At 52.3% G+C, this 15,290-nt stretch carries 17 protein-coding genes and 1 tRNA gene; 13 read left to right on the top strand and 5 right to left on the bottom strand.

Annotated elements, in window-relative coordinates:
* The first annotated feature begins 24 nt into the window (after positions 1-24).
* The 5 genes from ACQ0PY_RS09275 (at position 25) to ACQ0PY_RS09255 (ending at position 4,491) form a co-directional block, all read left to right on the top strand.
* Positions 25-2,295, top strand: coding sequence for an exonuclease family protein (locus ACQ0PY_RS09275; RefSeq protein WP_150547076.1), 2,271 nt, complete (start codon positions 25-27; stop codon positions 2,293-2,295).
* Positions 2,295-2,849, top strand: coding sequence for a siphovirus Gp157 family protein (locus ACQ0PY_RS09270; RefSeq protein WP_150547075.1), 555 nt, complete (start codon positions 2,295-2,297; stop codon positions 2,847-2,849). The genes ACQ0PY_RS09275 and ACQ0PY_RS09270 overlap by 1 nt, the downstream gene beginning before the upstream one ends.
* Positions 2,850-2,851: 2 nt before the next feature.
* Positions 2,852-3,034, top strand: a complete 183-nt coding sequence (locus tag ACQ0PY_RS09265; RefSeq protein WP_044265724.1) for a hypothetical protein — start codon at positions 2,852-2,854, stop codon at positions 3,032-3,034.
* A 212-nt stretch (positions 3,035-3,246) separates the two neighbouring features.
* A complete protein-coding gene (locus tag ACQ0PY_RS09260) occupies positions 3,247-3,471 on the top strand; it encodes a DUF4224 domain-containing protein (RefSeq protein WP_166444209.1) in 225 nt (74 codons plus the stop codon).
* On the top strand, positions 3,472-4,491 hold the full coding sequence (locus ACQ0PY_RS09255) for a tyrosine-type recombinase/integrase (RefSeq protein WP_150547168.1): 1,020 nt from the start codon (positions 3,472-3,474) through the stop codon (positions 4,489-4,491).
* Positions 4,492-4,596: 105 nt separating this feature from the next.
* On the opposite strand, the gene ACQ0PY_RS09250 is transcribed toward ACQ0PY_RS09255, so the two are convergent.
* Positions 4,597-4,684 (bottom strand) — tRNA-Ser (locus ACQ0PY_RS09250).
* Between the two features lie 274 nt (positions 4,685-4,958).
* On the opposite strand from ACQ0PY_RS09250, the gene yccA reads away from it, so the two are divergent.
* Complete coding sequence (gene yccA, locus ACQ0PY_RS09245) at positions 4,959-5,618, top strand: FtsH protease modulator YccA (RefSeq protein WP_012905355.1); 660 nt, start codon at positions 4,959-4,961, stop codon at positions 5,616-5,618.
* Positions 5,619-5,707: 89 nt separating this feature from the next.
* Complete coding sequence (gene tusE, locus ACQ0PY_RS09240) at positions 5,708-6,037, top strand: sulfurtransferase TusE (protein WP_043001148.1); 330 nt, start codon at positions 5,708-5,710, stop codon at positions 6,035-6,037.
* Here the strand turns inward: tusE and yccX are convergent.
* Complete coding sequence (gene yccX / locus ACQ0PY_RS09235; protein ID WP_043001149.1) at positions 6,034-6,315, bottom strand: acylphosphatase; 282 nt, start codon at positions 6,313-6,315, stop codon at positions 6,034-6,036. The genes tusE and yccX overlap by 4 nt on opposite strands.
* A gap of 94 nt (positions 6,316-6,409) precedes the next feature.
* Here yccX and rlmI point away from each other — a divergent pair, with 94 nt between their 5' ends.
* Complete coding sequence (gene rlmI, locus ACQ0PY_RS09230; protein ID WP_109740141.1) at positions 6,410-7,600, top strand: 23S rRNA (cytosine(1962)-C(5))-methyltransferase RlmI; 1,191 nt, start codon at positions 6,410-6,412, stop codon at positions 7,598-7,600.
* 57 nt (positions 7,601-7,657) lie between these two features.
* Positions 7,658-7,975: a heat shock protein HspQ gene (gene hspQ, locus ACQ0PY_RS09225; RefSeq protein ID WP_042319966.1), complete on the top strand. Its 318-nt coding sequence runs from the start codon at positions 7,658-7,660 to the stop codon at positions 7,973-7,975.
* 68 nt (positions 7,976-8,043) lie between these two features.
* Here hspQ and ACQ0PY_RS09220 read toward each other — a convergent pair whose 3' ends face one another.
* A complete protein-coding gene (locus tag ACQ0PY_RS09220; protein ID WP_044256299.1) occupies positions 8,044-8,457 on the bottom strand; it encodes a CoA-binding protein in 414 nt (137 codons plus the stop codon).
* Between the two features lie 172 nt (positions 8,458-8,629).
* On the opposite strand from ACQ0PY_RS09220, the gene ACQ0PY_RS09215 reads away from it, so the two are divergent.
* A complete protein-coding gene (locus ACQ0PY_RS09215) occupies positions 8,630-9,292 on the top strand; it encodes a DUF2057 family protein (RefSeq protein ID WP_043001152.1) in 663 nt (220 codons plus the stop codon).
* Between the two features lie 92 nt (positions 9,293-9,384).
* Positions 9,385-9,843, top strand: a complete 459-nt coding sequence (gene mgsA, locus ACQ0PY_RS09210) for a methylglyoxal synthase (protein ID WP_044256300.1) — start codon at positions 9,385-9,387, stop codon at positions 9,841-9,843.
* Between the two features lie 31 nt (positions 9,844-9,874).
* Here mgsA and helD read toward each other — a convergent pair whose 3' ends face one another.
* Positions 9,875-11,929: a DNA helicase IV gene (gene helD, locus ACQ0PY_RS09205; RefSeq protein ID WP_109740140.1), complete on the bottom strand. Its 2,055-nt coding sequence runs from the start codon at positions 11,927-11,929 to the stop codon at positions 9,875-9,877.
* Between the two features lie 123 nt (positions 11,930-12,052).
* Here helD and ACQ0PY_RS09200 point away from each other — a divergent pair, with 123 nt between their 5' ends.
* Complete coding sequence (locus tag ACQ0PY_RS09200) at positions 12,053-12,511, top strand: YccF domain-containing protein (RefSeq protein WP_043001155.1); 459 nt, start codon at positions 12,053-12,055, stop codon at positions 12,509-12,511.
* A gap of 6 nt (positions 12,512-12,517) precedes the next feature.
* On the top strand, positions 12,518-14,680 hold the full coding sequence (yccS, locus tag ACQ0PY_RS09195) for a YccS family putative transporter (protein WP_109740139.1): 2,163 nt from the start codon (positions 12,518-12,520) through the stop codon (positions 14,678-14,680).
* Here yccS and ACQ0PY_RS09190 read toward each other — a convergent pair.
* Positions 14,634-15,263 (bottom strand): TfoX/Sxy family DNA transformation protein, encoded by a 630-nt coding sequence (locus ACQ0PY_RS09190; RefSeq protein ID WP_043001157.1) that lies wholly within the window; start codon positions 15,261-15,263, stop codon positions 14,634-14,636. The genes yccS and ACQ0PY_RS09190 overlap by 47 nt on opposite strands.
* Positions 15,264-15,290 lie beyond the last annotated feature (27 nt).

Below are 15,290 nucleotides of genomic sequence, written 5' to 3'. Positions count from 1 at the left end.
CAGTAACCAAAGAGGAAAGACCAAGTGACAATCTACAACTGTCTGTTCGAGCCGAAAAAATCGGCTATCAAGGATGGTGCTGTTGCGTTGGCAATCAGCATCGAAGCGCCAAATAAAAAAGTCGCTGAAAGTATCATTATCGGCAAACTCTGGGAGCATTATCCCGCAAATGGCGACAACTATTTTAAGCCTAAAATCTGGGAAGATTCAGAGGGCCAGCCTCGTCCGGAAGTCGGAAAATTTGATGAGCAATTTGCTCAGGCGAACACATTCGACGGGGAAAAGTGGATCGCCAACAAATCAGACACCAGTACCCCAAATTTACCTGCCAACGATGAGATAATCGATCTGACGAAGCTGCCAGCTCGTGAACGCTTCATTGCCGTTCTTATGTTCAGTAATTCCCCCATTGACGGTGTACTTTACTCTCAGGTGCTGGATTATCTCGATAATCTGGAAAATAACCACGAGCCGTTTGATGATGACGATCGGCTGAATTCTAATATTCTTCATGCCCTGGAAAATAACGAACCCGTTCGTCACATGCATGTTGAGGGGTTAAACAATCTGATTCAGGCCATCTTCGCTAAATTTGAAGGCCAGACACCGGGTAAGGCAGCAATTTCACAATTCATTAAACACTGGCTGGAGAATCCTAGTAAGCGTGAAGAAATGCTGCCGGAAAATACCGCATTGGATAATGATGGTGTCAACAATGGCAGTAACAAAGTAGCACCACAGTGCGGATATAAGCATTCTTATGCCACACTGGATCAGGAAATTGCCCTCGCCCTTCTCCCGATCAATTTCACAGAAACAGTATCAGTTCGCGCGCTACGTGCTGCTGAACACATCATTGAAGAAGACCGCGAAGATTTCAAACGCTGGTCAGCGGCACTACGTTCAACAGTGCAGATCCTAAACTATGACCGCCCTAGTGTTTTTGGCGTTATTCAGGATGCACCTGCTAAAGATACATACCATTTCCCTGAGTCACTGCGGCGCCATATTGATTCCTGGCTGGCTGAAAATGGTCAGTTCGAGTGTGCTGATACTGATGCGGATAGAACCGGCAAACTGCTTGCGGCAGAGCGCGGCGAGTACGTAGAAGGTATCAGCGACCCTAACGATCCGAAATGGGTTAAAACCGATACCCAACCGCAGGTATCAAACCTCGGAAATGGAATGTTCTCTGTTGATAATCTGCTACCTGAAACCGCCTCAAATGAAGGTGAAAAACAGGAAGTGACCGAACAAGGAACTGTTACAGAAGACCAGGCAACACAGGCCCGTGAAACGTTGAATAGTATGGGTTACGGCGTTTATGCAACGAACCATGACGAAACTGACCAGCAAGAAGAAAAGCTGAGCGATAAAGTAAAAATTATCGTTCAGGATGCGGATCAACTTGTCGAGCGCGTTAAACGTGAAGAGCAGCTCCCGCAGGCATCTGAACTGGTTCAGAGCATCAACGAAATGCAGTCTACTGAACGCGATAACCTGGAATTGTGGAAAGAGGTGTTCAAAACAGATGAACGTTTTACTACTGCGTTCTCTGTGAATGGAGGCGGAACCTCGATCAATGGCACCTACATGACCATGATTGCTACCCGCGAATTTGGTCCGAAAGGTATCGGCTGGGGTGTCGATATTCTGGAAGAACGCTTTGACGATGGCGCGCCAATTACTCGCACAGTCAAAGGCACTGACGGTAATAACACGTGGGAACTTATACCCGACGGTGTCGGCGGCATCCTGACAGAGAAACATCACGTTATCAAAATCAGACTTTGGTACACCCGCAATGGTGTACGCGGAGAGGAAATTTCTTTCGGGTGTACCCCATATATTTACGGCAGCAAATACGGCCCTATTTGCGATGGTGAAGCGACAAAAAAATCACTGACTGACGCAACCAAAAAAGCGCTGTCTGCACTTGGTTTCTGCGCTGATATTTTCATGGGCCTGTACGATAACCCGGAATATCGCCAGAAAAATAAAGAAGAATTCGCGCTCAAAAATGCCAGCGAAAACGCCGAGGATGCCGCCCGTGTACGTCGGGAACTGGACGACAAACTGACCCGAGTCGCTAACACCATTGCATCTGCTGTATCAGAGCACGAGATCAACAAGGTCTATTCTTCGATTGCTCGCGAAGCGGAGGTGCATCGCAAGGATGCAGAGGCGAAAGGTGACACACAGCATGCCCGTTACTTAGGTGGGCGTCTGCGTCGCCTGACAACTATCAAAGATGGACGTATCGCCGAACTGAAAAAAGTACAGGAGAAAGCATAATGACTACTGCAATCGCGTTAGCTGCCGACTATACCAACCTGCTGCAATTGCTGGAAAGCTCTGATGAACTGACTCCGGAAATGATCGCCGATACTCTGGAAGGCATTGAAGGAGAACTGGCGGATAAGCTGGATGCCATCATGGTAATAGCCCGCAATAATCTCGGACATGCCAAAACCTGTGATGAGGAAATGAAGCGCCTGGCGGAGCGCAAAAAGTCTTTCGAAAATAAAGATAAAACTCTGCGGGAATATATTCTGTCGTGCCTTATGGCCGCGAATCTGGATAAGCTCAAGACACCTAAAAACACTTTTACTGCCCGTAAAGGTAGCATCAGCGTTGTGATCGATAACGAAAAGCTACTGCCTGATGATCTGGTAAATGTTCAGACGATTATCGCCCCGGACAAAAAAGCCATCAAAGAGGCAATAGAGGCTGCAGAAGCTGCCGCAGCGCAAATCACCGCTGATGGTGGCGAAGTTCCTGCCGAACTGTTAACGCCCGTACCGGGCGCTCATCTTGAGATCGGCGAACGTTCATTGCAGGTGCGCTAACTATGCTGAAACTATCCCTCAAACGTGGCGATGCAGTACATGTCGTTTTCCCTGACGGTAGTAACGGCATTATTGAAGCCCGCAGCCGTTGTGAACTGGGTATGCATCTGCCGAAAAACGTGAAGGTTACGCGTGAGAAAGGCGCATTCCTCCCTGCAAACCTGATTAAGCGTAATCAGAAATAAAACCCCGCTACCGCTAGCATTGCGGCCTCACTATTCACAGGAGGTCGCAATGCTGCGATGGCAACCCGGAGCTACTCTGCTCACAGATTTCGATATAAAGATTGGCCGGTTATCGGCAAGCGTACGAAAGAAGACACTGACCCAGTCCGACATCGAACGCGCCTGCAGTGATGCTGACGACGCTGTGTACCGGATGATGAGGAAAGACCAACATGACCAGAGAAAACGATCTGCTAACAGACGCTGAACTGATTGAGTTTACCGGCTATCAGAAACCATCCAAACAACGGGAAATACTGGACCGAGGCGGCGTTTCGTACATTCCCGACCGGGAAGGGCGCCCGATGGTTACCTGGACACATATCAACGCTGTACTGAACGGACAGATCGCCGTGCAGACCAGTACAGAAGAGAAACCCGATTTTGGAGCTATTTAAATGGGGCGCAGAAGAAAGGATCCGGGTGATAACAGGCTACCCCCGCGCGTATCAAAAACCAGAACGCGTTACTACTACAAACCCACCTCGCGGGAAACCGTGACGCTTGGACCAATCACCCTCACCATGTCAGCGTTATGGAAACGGTACGAGGAAGAACGACGCAATTATTCAGATGTGATGACGTTCGAAAAGCTCTGGAAGATGTTTCTAAAAAGCGCCTACTACACCGAGCTTGCAATACGAACCCAGCGGGATTACCTGCAACATCAGAAAAAACTACTTGCCGTATTCGGTAAAGTTAAAGCTGACTTAATCAAACCGGAAGACGTTCGTCAGTTTATGGATCGTCGTGGCCTGCAAAGTAAAAATCAGGCTAACCAGGAAATGAGCAGTATGTCGCGTGTTTACCGATGGGGATATGAGCGCGGTTACGTTAAGGGAAATCCGTGCGCCGGCGTCAGTAAATTCTCTCTCAAGGCTCGCGAGCAATACATCACTGACGAAGACTATCTGGCGATTTATAAACATGCAGATCACGTCGTCAGGGCAGCAATGGAAATATCGTACCTGTGCGCAGCCCGGCAAGCTGATGTACTCGCTCTGCGCTGGATGCAGATATCTGACAAGGGGATTTTTATCCAGCAGGGTAAGACAGGGAAAAAGCAAATTAAGGTGTGGACGCCCCGCCTTCGGCAGGCGCTGGAAACGGCACAGACAGAATGCCCGAGGCTCTCACCTGACGCACTGGTTATCTATAACAATGATCGTGGTCAGTTCATCCGCAAGACATTCAATAACCGCTGGCTAAAGGCCGTACGTGCCGCACAAAGCGAACTGGGCCGACAACTGGATTACACGTTTCACGATATCAAGGCAAAAGCCATTTCTGATTTTGAGGGGAGTAGCAGGGATAAGCAGATTTTTAGCGGTCACAAAACTGAAAGTCAGGTGCTTATCTATGACAGAAAGGTGCAAATCAGCCCGACGCTGGATCGTCCGGTTATTGGGGAAAAGTGAATTTTTATGCTTATGGAGGGATGGGATATTCTCCGAGAATATTCTTTTTTTATTCTTCGCCTCAAAAACAAAGGGGCTAGCTTATTGCTAACCCCTTGTTTAATCTGGCGGAAGCGCAGAGATTCGAACTCTGGAACCCTTTCGGGTCGCCGGTTTTCAAGACCGGTGCCTTCAACCGCTCGGCCACACTTCCGGAATGAGGCGCACTATAAACATCCCGATGCGCTGTGTAAAGCCCGAATGTGTTCGTTTGCCTGAAAAACAGTCAAAATGTTGTTAATAGCCTGAAATAACAACAGATTGTCCATTTATTCAGCACAATACTCATGCTTTATCAGCTATTCACTGTCATCCACGATGAAACCTGATTTAGATCAAATGAGTAAAGATGGGTAAAAGCGCTGTGTCGTCGTCTGTGTTTTCATTATCCTCCATCATTAATTACATCTGTCATAAGAGAGTGACTCATGGATCGTATTGTTAGTTCATCACATGACCGTACATCGCTACTTAGCACGCACAAAGTACTGCGTAATACCTATTTTCTGCTGAGCCTGACGCTGGCATTTTCGGCGATCACCGCCACCGCCAGCACCGTGCTGATGCTGCCTTCTCCGGGTCTGATTCTGACGCTGGTGGGGATGTACGGGCTGATGTTCCTGACCTATAAAACGGCGAACAAGCCAAGCGGTATTATTTCCGCGTTTGCCTTCACTGGTTTCCTCGGTTACATCCTTGGGCCGATTCTGAACGCTTACCTGTCCGCTGGAATGGGCGACGTGATCGGGATGGCGCTGGGCGGCACCGCGCTGGTGTTTTTCTGCTGCTCCGCCTATGTGCTGACCACCCGCAAAGACATGTCCTTCCTCGGCGGCATGCTGATGGCCGGTATTGTGGTGGTACTGATTGGTATGGTTGCTAACATCTTCCTGCAACTGCCAGCGCTGCACCTGGCGATCAGCGCGGTGTTTATCCTGATTTCTTCAGGCGCAATCCTGTTTGAAACCAGCAACATCATCCGTGGCGGTGAAACCAACTATATCCGCGCAACGGTTAGCCTCTACGTTTCGCTGTACAACATCTTTGTCAGCCTGCTCAGCATTTTGGGCTTCGCCAGCCGCGATTAACGGCAATCCGGCATGACACCCGGCCCCGCTTATGCGGGGCTTTGTTTTTTGGTAAACTGCCGCCAGGTTGTCTAACGCAGTGAAGAATTATGTTGATCTTTGAAGGTAAAGAAATCGCTACCGACGCCGACGGCTATCTGAAAGATAGCGCGCAGTGGAGCGAGCCGATGGCGGTGGTCATTGCTGAAAACGAGGGAATTATCCTCTCCCCGGAACACTGGGAAGTGGTGCGTTTTGTGCGCGACTTTTATCTGGAGTTTAATACCTCGCCTGCGATTCGTATGTTAGTCAAAGCGATGGCGAATAAGTTTGGCGAGGAGAAAGGCAACAGCCGTTATCTGTATCGTCTGTTTCCAAAAGGCCCGGCAAAACAGGCCACTAAAATTGCTGGCCTGCCAAAACCGGTGAAGTGTATTTAATAACGAATACTAAAACCGGTAAACGCCTCTCGAGGACGGTGCGGCTCACTCAGGACTCTGTCTACCCGGGCAGAACGCGGGCCGCCGTCCTTGAGCCATTTCAGTAATTTGTCGACCTGCTCCGCTTCGCCGCTGGCAACCACCTCCACGCTGCCATCATCCCTGTTCCTGGCGTAACCGGTTAAGCTCAGACGCCGTGCCTCCTGCTGCGTGGTATAGCGAAATCCCACGCCCTGAACCCGGCCATAAACCCACGCGATAATGCAGACTCTCGACATTGTTATTCTCCTTCACATCCTCGGGCGCGTTGCAAATCCGGGTAAAACTCAGGACAATGGCGCCCATTTCTTTGATTCGACAGAACCGTTAATTATGAGTGTACGTTTAGTGTTAGCCAAAGGGCGCGAAAAATCATTACTTCGCCGCCATCCGTGGGTCTTTTCTGGTGCCGTTGCCCGTATGGAAGGTAAAGCCAACCTCGGTGAAACCATCGACATTGTTGACCATCAGGGTAAATGGTTAGCCCGTGGCGCCTTTTCCCCGGCGTCGCAAATCCGCGCACGCGTCTGGACCTTCGACAAGAACGAGTCTGTCGATATCGCCTTCTTCACCCGCCGTCTGCAACAGGCGCAGCAATGGCGCGACTGGCTGGCGAAAAAAGATGGTCTGGACAGCTATCGTTTGATCGCCGGAGAATCCGACGGCTTGCCGGGCATAACCATCGACCGCTTCGGTCATTTCCTGGTGCTGCAACTGCTCAGCGCTGGCGCGGAATATCAGCGTGCCGCATTGATTAGCGCGCTGCAAGCGCTCTACCCGGAATGTGCGATTTATGACCGTAGCGATGTCGCGGTACGTAAAAAAGAGGGGATGGAGCTGACGCAAGGCCCGGTCACCGGTGAGATCCCCCCTGCACTGCTGCCAATTGAAGAGCACGGTATGAAGCTGCTGGTGGATATCCAGGGCGGTCACAAAACCGGTTATTACCTCGATCAACGTGACAGCCGTCTGGCGACGCGCCGTTATGTCGAAAACCAGCGGGTGCTCAATTGTTTCTCCTACACCGGAGGTTTTGCTGTTTCTGCACTGATGGGCGGTTGTCGTCAGGTGACCAGCGTCGATACCTCCCAGGAAGCGCTGGATATTGCGAAACAGAACGTTGAACTCAACAAACTCGATCTCAGCAAGGCAGAATTTGTCCGTGACGATGTCTTTAAACTGTTACGAACCTATCGCGATCGTGGCGAAAAGTTTGATGTCATCGTGATGGATCCGCCGAAGTTTGTCGAAAACAAAAGCCAGTTGATGGGGGCATGTCGGGGTTACAAGGATATCAACATGCTGGCGATCCAGTTGCTGAATCCGGGCGGCGTGCTGTTGACGTTCTCCTGTTCCGGCCTGATGACAACAGATTTATTTCAGAAAATCATCGCCGATGCCGCAATTGATGCAGGGCGTGATGTACAATTTATAGAGCAGTTCCGTCAGGCCGCCGATCATCCCGTGATCGCTACCTACCCGGAAGGGCTGTATCTGAAAGGGTTTGCCTGTCGCGTCATGTAACTTGAAAAGTGGAATTTTACCCTCATATCGAGAGTAATGATTTCCCGGGAGGTGACTATGATTGCCAGCAAATTCGGTATCGGCCAGCAGGTCCGCCATTCCCTGTTAGGATATCTCGGAGTGGTCGTGGATATCGACCCGGTCTATTCGCTTGCAGAGCCGTCACCTGATGAGTTGGCGGTCAACGACGAGCTTCGCGCCGCTCCGTGGTATCACGTGGTGATGGAAGATGATGACGGTCGTCCAGTGCATACCTATCTTGCCGAAGCGCAGCTAAGCAGCGAAACGCAGGACGAGCATCCTGAACAGCCTTCGATGGATGAGCTTGCTCAGACCATTCGTAAACAGTTGCAGGCCCCTCGCCTGCGTAACTGATCCTTACCAGGGCCCGATGGCGCATTGCTTCTCGGGCCTGTCTTCTTTCGGCCGCCAGACTCGTCGACTTACTTCGTTAACCCCAGTCGTGGGATCTCAATCGCCGGGCAGCGATCCATCACCACCATCAATCCCGCTTCGCGCGCCAGCACCGCAGCCTGCTCATTAATCACGCCCAATTGCATCCACAGCGTTTTCGCGCCAATCGCAATCGCTTCCTGAGCGACGCCCCATGCCGCTTCTGAATTACGGAACACATCCACCATATCCACTTTTTCCGGCACGTCCGCCAGCGTCGCGTAGCCCTTCTGCCCTAACAAGGTTTTACCGGCAACCTTCGGGGAAACCGGAATCACGTGATAGCCCTGATCGAGTAAATACTTCATCACGCGGTAGCTTGGACGGTCAGGCTTATCGCTTGCGCCAACCAATGCAATGGTTCGGGTCGAGGTTAAAATGCCAGCAATATCGGTCTCTTTCATCATCATTCTCCAGGCTGTTTTGCAAAGTGTACGACAATCCTGACAACCCAACCATGCGTCCCACCCGTAAGTATGAGAGCAAAACGCCAAAATATGTCTATATGTTAGTAAACATGATTATCGAAAAATTTTGATACATTCTTACCCGGCGGTCCTTGGACAGGAGAACCCTATGAAAACCGGCACTGTGACCCTGATGATAGCCCTCTGCTTGCCGGTCACGGTTTTCGCTACCACTCTTCGTCTTTCAACCGACATTGACCTGCTGGTACTGGACGGCAAAAAGGTCTCCAGTTCACTCCTGCGCGGCGCGGACAGCATTGAGCTCGATAATGGGCCCCATCAACTTGTTTTTCGGGTTGAGAAGACAATCCGCCTCCCCAGCCATGCAGAACAGCTCTACATTTCCCCGCCGCTGGTGATCAGTTTTGACACTCAGCGCGTGGAGCAGGTTAATTTTCACCTTCCGCGCCTGGAAAGCGACCGCGACGCCAGCCATTTTGACGTGGCGCCACGGCTGGAATTACTGGATGGCAATGCGATGCCGATCCCGGTACAACTGGATATCCTCGCCATTACCTCAAAAACTAAAGCCATTGATTTTGAGGCAGAAACGGAGCGCTACAATAAATCGGCAAAACGTGCTTCCTTACCCCAGTTCGCGACGATGATGGCCGACGACAGCACTCTGCTTTCGGGGGTCTCAGAACTGGATACCATCCCGCCGCAATCTCAGACGCTCACAGAACAGCGTCTGAAATACTGGTTTCGCCAGGCGGACCCGCAAACGCGTAATAGCTTTCTGCAATGGGCGGAGAAACAGCCCTCGTCCTGATGTTTTGTTCCGTCCGGCTTTTTTTTCGTCTTTCTCTTGCAGCATCAGGCACATTAAGTACTCTGTAGCAAAACCCACAATGGAACTGAATGATGGAACTGACGACTCGCACTTTGCCGGCGCGTAAGCACATTGCGCTGGTTGCACACGATCACTGCAAAAAGATGTTGATGAGCTGGGTAGAACGCCACCAGCCGTTGCTGGAAAAACATGTGCTCTACGCCACCGGGACGACCGGAAATCTTATTCAACGCGCGACGGGTATGGACGTTAACGCCATGCTGAGCGGTCCGATGGGTGGCGATCAGCAGGTTGGCGCGTTGATTTCTGAAGGGAAAATTGATGTGCTGATTTTCTTTTGGGATCCGCTTAACGCGGTTCCGCACGATCCGGATGTGAAAGCGTTGCTGCGCCTGGCGACCGTCTGGAATATCCCTGTCGCCACCAACGTCGCCACGGCGGATTTCATTATCCAGTCGCCACACTTCAATGATGCCGTTGACGTGCTCATTCCGGACTATCCGCGTTATCTGGCTGAACGCCTCAAGTAATCCCGCGCAGGCGACGGGCGTCGCCTGTTGCTTACGGTTTTCTTACCACCGGCACGTCCAGGTCTTTGAGATCCTCCACGAAGCGTGAGGGGGTCGCTTTGTTGTACAGCAGCCAGACCCGATGGCGGGCGCGGGTCAGGGCAACGTAAAGCAACCGCCGCTCTTCCGCATCCGGAAAATCTTCCACGACCGGCAGCAACGCCTCTTCCATGATGGATTCACGCGCCGGTGCCGGGAAACCATCGCTCCCTTCCTGTAGCCCGACAATGATAACGTAATCCGCCTGTTGCCCCTTGCTGGCGTGGATGGTCATGAAATCAAGTTGCAGCTTAGGCCAACGGGTTGCCGCCTTTTCGAGACTGGCCGGTTTCAGATGGTGATAACGCGCCAGCACCAGAATCCGCTCGTCGGCTTTCGCATAACCGGAGATCTTATCCAACAACGCATCAAGCTGCGTGTCATCCAGCAACGTAACGGCTTTCTTATCTCCCGTCGTCAGACTATTAAGCGGTTTCTTGAGTTGATGTGGGTTCTGCTGAATAAAGCGGTTAGCGATTTCGCCAATGCGATTGTTGAAACGGTAAGTGGTGTCGAGATCGCAACGGTCACCGTCGCCGAAGGTCTGATGAAACGCAGTCGTTAAGGAAAGCTGCGCGCCGCTAAAACGGTAAATAGCCTGCCAGTCATCCCCGACGGCGAACAACGTGGTATGGCTATTTTGCTTACGCAATGCAGCCAGCAGCGCGGCACGCTGCGGGGAGATATCCTGAAATTCATCCACCAGAATATGCTTCCACGGACTGACAAAACGCCCTTTTTCCAGAATCACAATGGCCTGATGAATCAGACCTGAAAAATCGACGGCGTTTTCCGCTTTCAGCGCACTTTTCCAGGCTTTCAGCAATGGCGCCATCAGCTTCACACGCTTTCCAAACAGATCCCGAATCTCCTCCGGTGCGCTGGCAATCATCTCCGCCTGGGCTCCGCCATGCATGCGCATCAGGCTCACCCAGCGATCCAGACGCGAGGCAATACGCCGTTGTAGTTTTTCATCGTCCCAGAAATTGCCTTCCGGCACCGTCCACGCCATTTCCTCTTCCAGCCACTGTCGCCAGCCCTTCGCCTGCGCTTTTTTCTCGCTGCATTGTTGACGCCAGGTGCTGATGAATAGTTTATTTCGCGCGGCGGTGTCATTTTCAAGCTTACTGATGGTCGGTACTTTTTTGCTGCCCTGTTGAATGATGTGCAGCGCCAGGGCATGGAACGTCCGCGCCGTTATCTCCTCGGTATGCAGCCGCTCACGAATACGCTCATCCATCTCCTGCGCCGCTTTGCGACCAAAAGCCAGTAGCAGGATCTGTTCTGCGGCCGCTTCGCCCCGCGCCAGCAGCCAGCCCGCCCGCGCCACCAGCACGGATGTTTTACCGCTACCGGCCCCAGCCAGCACCAGCAAAGAATGTTCGCCATTGACGACCGCTCTGGCCTGAGCCGGATTGAGCGGTGACGATTCCACCTTCTGGAAAAAATCGGCGTATTCCGTCAACATCGTTTCGGTATACGCCTGGTTATGCTGCAGGCGACATGCCTCGATATCTTTCAGCCACGCCTGGCACTGTCGCAGCGCATCGCGACAGTTCTCAAACTCTTCCAGCCGGTTAACCGGTAACGGCAGCGCGGCAAACGCCCGCAGGATCTGTTGCTGTAATCCCGTCGTTTGCTCGCGCGTCAGCCAGGCATTTTGCCCGGTTCGGGCCGCAATCAAATCCAGTTGCTCCTGCAGTACGCCAGCCGCAACTTCACTCATTTCCTGGCTCCACTGCTGCCAGCGGCTATTCAGATGGTGATGGAAGCGCTGAGTTTCTGCCCACTCTGTGCCATGCAGTCGCACCACTTTTTCGTCCGGCAGCACAAATTCCAGCTCACCCCACACCAGCCCGCGCTTACAATGAATCGCCAGTAACTGATTGAAGGGAATGAGATATTCATGGCGATCGCCCGATACCTTAATGCCCGCATTAAGGATCACCGCCCGATCGTACGGGTGTTGCGCCAGACGTTTACCAATAGACGTTGCTTTCAGTTCCATGACTCAGCCGATCCAGACAAAGCGTATTTCTTCTCAGTGTAACCGCCAGAGAATACGTGCTCCAGCCCAAAAAAACGTTACAATTGCCGGAAATCACAGAAAACCAGAATCAATCGAGGGTTTATGCGTACCGTTCTGAATATTTTGAATTTTGTGTTGGGGGGTTTTGCCACCACGCTGTCCTGGTTCCTGGCAACGCTGGTCAGTATAGTGCTGATCTTCACCCTGCCGCTCACCCGCTCATGCTGGGAAATCACCAGGTTGTCGCTGCTGCCTTACGGAAACGAAGCGGTTCATGTTGATGAACTGGATCCGGCGGGTAAAAGTGTGCTGATGAATACGGGCGGGACGCTGCTGAATATTTTCTGGCTGATCTTCTTCGGCTGGTGGCTGTGTCTGATGCACATCGCCGCAGGTATCACCCAGTGCATCACGATCATTGGTATTCCGGTTGGCATTGCGAACTTTAAGATTGCCGCGATTGCACTCTGGCCAGTGGGACGTCGCGTTGTCTCCGTAGAAGTTGCACGTGCAGCACGCGAAGCGAACGCCCGTCGCCGTTTTGAGTCATCAGGACGCTAAGTCAGTATGTTAAGTCCCCTGCTTCGCCGCTATACCTGGAACAGCACCTGGCTGTATTACGTGCGTATTTTTATCGCCCTCTGCGGAACAACAGCGCTGCCCTGGTGGTTGGGTGATGTCAAACTGACCATCCCCCTGACGCTGGGGATGGTGGCAGCAGCGCTGACCGATCTGGACGATCGTCTCGCGGGTCGTCTGCGCAACCTGATCATTACGCTAATCTGCTTTTTTATCGCCTCTGCGTCAGTCGAGCTACTGTTTCCTTACCCATGGCTGTTCGCCATCGGACTGACGCTCTCTACCAGCGGTTTTATCCTGCTCGGCGGTTTAGGGCAGCGTTATGCGACGATTGCCTTTGGCGCATTGCTGATCGCCATTTACACCATGCTTGGGGCGTCGTTGTACGCCCAATGGTATCAGCAACCGCTTCTGCTGCTGGCGGGCGCTATCTGGTACAACGGGCTGACGCTTATCGGTCATTTGCTGTTCCCAATTCGTCCCTTGCAGGACAATCTGGCACGCAGCTATGAGCAACTGGCGCACTATCTGGAGCTGAAGTCACGGCTTTTTGACCCGGATATTGAAAATGAAAGCCAGGCACCGCTTTATGACTTAGCGCTGGCCAACGGCCAACTGATGGCGACACTGAATCAGACGAAAGTGTCCCTGTTGACTCGCCTGCGCGGCGACCGGGGGCAGCGCGGCACACGGCGAACTCTGCATTACTACTTTGTGGCGCAGGATATTCATGAGCGCGCCAGCTCCTCGCATATTCAATACCAGACGCTACGTGACCATTTCCGTCACAGCGACGTGATGTTTCGCTTTCAACGCCTGATGTCGATGCAGGGCCAGGCCTGTCTGCAACTGTCGCGCTGTATTTTGTTGCGCGTCCCCTATCAGCACGATCCGCATTTTGAACGCGCCTTCACGCATCTCGACGCCGCGCTTGAGCGAATGCGGGCAAACGGCGCCTCCGCCGATCTGCTGAAAACGCTGGGATTTTTACTGGCTAATTTGCGCGCCATCGATGCACAACTGGCAACAATTGAATCAGAACAGGCGCTGGCTATGCCGCGTAACGAATCGGAGAGCCAGCTCGCCGATGACAGTCCGCACGGGTTCAGCGATATCTGGCTGCGTCTGAGTCGTAACTTTACTCCCGAATCGGCGCTGTTTCGCCATGCGGTCAGGATGTCTCTGGTTCTGTGCGTCGGCTACGCGATCATTCAGATAACCGGTATGCATCACGGTTACTGGATCCTGCTGACCAGCCTGTTTGTTTGTCAGCCAAACTACAACGCCACGCGGCACCGCCTGGCGCTGAGGATTATCGGTACCCTGGTCGGGGTGGCGATTGGTATCCCGATTTTATGGTTTGTTCCGTCGCTGGAAGGTCAGCTTATTTTACTGGTGATCACCGGCGTTCTGTTCTTTGCCTTTCGCAACGTCCAGTATGCCCACGCCACTATGTTTATCACGCTGCTGGTTCTGCTGTGCTTCAACTTGCTCGGCGAAGGGTTTGAAGTCGCCCTCCCCAGGGTGATTGATACGCTCATCGGCTGCGCCATCGCCTGGGCGGCAGTGAGCTTTATCTGGCCGGACTGGCGTTTCCGAAACCTCCCGCGAGTGATGGAAAGAGCGACCGATGCAAACTGTCGCTATCTTGACGCCATCCTGGAGCAGTACCATCAGGGACGCGATAATCGACTGGCATATCGGATTGCCCGTCGCGATGCCCATAACCGCGATGCTGAGCTGGCCTCCGTGGTGTCGAATATGTCCAGCGAGCCCGACGTGACGGCACAAACACGTGAGGCCGCGTTCCGTTTGCTCTGCCTCAATCATACATTCACCAGTTATATTTCTGCTTTAGGTGCGCATCGTGAGCAACTCACCAACCCCGACGTGCTGGCTTTGCTGGACGATGCGGTCTGTTATGTCGATGATGCGCTGCATCATCTCCCGGCCGACGAAGCGCGCGTGCAGCAAGCTCTCGCCGAACTGAAACAGCGCATTCAGCAGCTTGAGCCACGTCCGGACAGCAAAGAACCACTGGTGATTCAGCAGGTCGGTTTACTGGTGGCCCTGCTGCCGGAAATGGGGCGGCTACAGCGGCAAATCACTCACTCTTCTCCACCGACATCGGCACCGGTGAAAGCGACTTAACCCACAGAGCAAGCTCCTGGCGGCGTATCGCCGGGAGCGCCGCTTCATGGATACCATAAATAGCCCCTTCAAGATTAAACAGCACCTTGTCAGTGATGGATTTGTTCATTTGTCGCAGTCGCAACCAGCACATTTTAGCGCCCAGCATTCGCAGGGTAGCGACGTCGTAGATCCCCGCTTCATTCAGCAAACTCTCCAGATGAAAGGTCATATTGGGGAGATCCTTAAGCCGCTGCTGAGAACTGCGGGACAACTTCTCCTGCAACGCGGCATCCAGCGAAAACTTCGACAACTGGATCAACTGTTGCTGGTCGCGCCAAAGAGTGTCATCAACCTGATAATAATTAAGCATGACCGGACGCCCGCGTTTAAGAAACGTCAGCCAGACCGGGGAATGTTGCACGCAATACTGTACGCTTTGCTCACAGGCACGCAGATAGAGCTCCCCATTGGCAACCATCGCAAAGACGGTATTCCTGATTGTCAGACTGTAACTGCCAAACAGTGAGCGGAAGTGGATCGTCCCCAGAGAAGATAAATATTCCTGTGATTTATAGATCCTGTCATAGGAGTGAATTTTCATAAAATTCCCTTTTAAATCATAAACTAA

The sequence above is a fragment of the Citrobacter sp. LST-B2 genome (assembly GCF_057983045.1).
The sequence above is the reverse complement of the archived record's forward strand: the minus strand, read 5'-3'. Positions and strand labels throughout refer to the sequence as shown.

Coding starts and splice junctions, on each gene's coding strand:
- ACQ0PY_RS09270 (WP_150547075.1), top strand. CDS start 2,295: ATGACTACTGCAATCGCGTTAGCTGCCGACTATACCAACCTGCTGCAA.
- ACQ0PY_RS09265 (WP_044265724.1), top strand. CDS start 2,852: ATGCTGAAACTATCCCTCAAACGTGGCGATGCAGTACATGTCGTTTTC.
- ACQ0PY_RS09260 (WP_166444209.1), top strand. CDS start 3,247: ATGACCAGAGAAAACGATCTGCTAACAGACGCTGAACTGATTGAGTTT.
- ACQ0PY_RS09255 (WP_150547168.1), top strand. CDS start 3,472: ATGGGGCGCAGAAGAAAGGATCCGGGTGATAACAGGCTACCCCCGCGC.
- yccA (WP_012905355.1), top strand. CDS start 4,959: ATGGATCGTATTGTTAGTTCATCACATGACCGTACATCGCTACTTAGC.
- tusE (WP_043001148.1), top strand. CDS start 5,708: ATGTTGATCTTTGAAGGTAAAGAAATCGCTACCGACGCCGACGGCTAT.
- yccX (WP_043001149.1), bottom strand. CDS start 6,315: ATGTCGAGAGTCTGCATTATCGCGTGGGTTTATGGCCGGGTTCAGGGC.
- rlmI (WP_109740141.1), top strand. CDS start 6,410: ATGAGTGTACGTTTAGTGTTAGCCAAAGGGCGCGAAAAATCATTACTT.
- hspQ (WP_042319966.1), top strand. CDS start 7,658: ATGATTGCCAGCAAATTCGGTATCGGCCAGCAGGTCCGCCATTCCCTG.
- ACQ0PY_RS09220 (WP_044256299.1), bottom strand. CDS start 8,457: ATGAAAGAGACCGATATTGCTGGCATTTTAACCTCGACCCGAACCATT.
- ACQ0PY_RS09215 (WP_043001152.1), top strand. CDS start 8,630: ATGAAAACCGGCACTGTGACCCTGATGATAGCCCTCTGCTTGCCGGTC.
- mgsA (WP_044256300.1), top strand. CDS start 9,385: ATGGAACTGACGACTCGCACTTTGCCGGCGCGTAAGCACATTGCGCTG.
- helD (WP_109740140.1), bottom strand. CDS start 11,929: ATGGAACTGAAAGCAACGTCTATTGGTAAACGTCTGGCGCAACACCCG.
- ACQ0PY_RS09200 (WP_043001155.1), top strand. CDS start 12,053: ATGCGTACCGTTCTGAATATTTTGAATTTTGTGTTGGGGGGTTTTGCC.
- yccS (WP_109740139.1), top strand. CDS start 12,518: ATGTTAAGTCCCCTGCTTCGCCGCTATACCTGGAACAGCACCTGGCTG.
- ACQ0PY_RS09190 (WP_043001157.1), bottom strand. CDS start 15,263: ATGAAAATTCACTCCTATGACAGGATCTATAAATCACAGGAATATTTA.